Annotated in this window: 1 protein-coding gene; it reads right to left on the reverse strand. The window is 62.0% G+C overall.

The genetic code is table 11. The features are described 5' to 3' along the window. A partial coding sequence (locus D6877_RS27470; RefSeq protein WP_194089641.1) for a VCBS domain-containing protein occupies window positions 1-1,575 on the reverse strand: 1,575 nt, incomplete at both ends.

A 1,575-nucleotide genomic window follows, 5' to 3' on the forward strand; every position in this document is an offset into this window, starting at 1 on the left:
AGGTGAATACATCCACCGCGCCCGGGCCGTTCACCGCGTTCGGATTGCTGTGATAGACGGCATTGCCGTTGGCATCGAGGGTGAGGTAGCCGTAGGTTCCATTGATCTGCGAATTCAAACCGCCGACGGCTGAAGTGGAGGTATCGGCACCGGCACGCACGCCGATCACGGCACCGGAAACCGCCGGACCGTCAGCGCCGCCACTATCGTTAGCGAAGACGTTGCCACTGACGGTGCCGCCTTCCGCGACCGAAGCCGCATCCGGATTGGCGCTCGGCAGGTCATCGACGATATTGACGTTGATCTGACCGCTGGCGGTACTGCCATCGGTATCAGTGGCGACCACGTCGAAGCTCTCGCTGAGGCTGTTGGCACCGTTGGCGTTCGGATGAGCTTCATTGTCGACCAGGGTGTAGCTGTAGCTGACCACGCCGGAGGCCGGGTCGTAACCGGTGATGGTGAACGTACTGCCCAATGGCGAGACCACCGATTGCGGCAAACCGGCGGCGACGCCATTGCTGATCACCGCAATGCCGCCGACCGTGAGGGTTTGCAGGCCATCAAGCGCAGTGACGGTGAAGCTGCCGCTCTGGGTCAGCGCCGAGGTGTCGGGGCTGCTGCCGTCGCTGAGGTTTTTCTCGTAGACGGTGATCTCGCCGCCCTTCACATCGAGGCCGTCGAGGCACACCGGATCGTCGTTGTTATGGATGTTCAGCACCAGGTTGGCGGTGCTGGTGTCGCCGTCGGCATCGGTGATGGTGTAGGTGAAGGTTTCAGTGCCGTTGCCGCCGCCGTGGAGGTTTTTGAAGTCGGCGTCATTGGCGTCCAGCGAGTAGGTGTAAGTGCCGTTGGCGTTGAGCACCAGCGTGCCGTAAGTGCCAGTGAAAGTACCGGCAGTCACCGGGCCGCTAGCGACGCGGTCGGCGCCTTGCACATCGTTGTCGAGAACGTTGCCGGTCAGGGTCAGCTGGGCTTCGGTCGCGTTGTCGGCATTGCTGTCATTCAGCGCTTTCGGCACGTCATCGACGATGCTCACGACGATTGTGCTGGTGACGACGTTGCCGAGAGAGTCGGTGGCCTGATAGGTGAAGGTTTCGCTCAGGCTGTTGGCCCCGTCGTCGGCGTGCGACGTGGTGGTAGCCGGCGAAGTCAGGGTGTAGGTGTAAGTGCCATTGGCATTGAGGACGATCTGCCCGTAATTACCGGTGGCGCTGCCGACCAGTGCATAGCTGATCGCGCCGACCGCACCAGTGACCGAGCCGACCAGGGTGCCGGAAGCGGTTTCGCCAGAGCTGTCCGGATCGCTGCCGACCACGCTGCCCGCCGCCAGATCCTGGCCATCCTTGTTCAGGTCGAGGGCCTTTTCGTAGACGGTGACGTCAGTGTCGCTGACGGCTTTCAGGCAGCTGTTGTAAACGTCAATTGTGATGGTCGTGGTGCTTTCGTCACCGTCGGCGTCGCGCACGGTGTAGGTGAACACATCCACCGCGCCCGGGCCGTTCACCGTGTTCGGATTGCTCTGATAAACGGCGTTGCCGTTGGCATCAAGCGTGAGGTAGCCGTAGGTGCCGTTGA

Source organism: Pseudomonas sp. Sample_9 (assembly GCF_004307535.1).
Taxonomy (GTDB): Bacteria; Pseudomonadota; Gammaproteobacteria; order Pseudomonadales; family Pseudomonadaceae; genus Aquipseudomonas; species Aquipseudomonas mercuritolerans.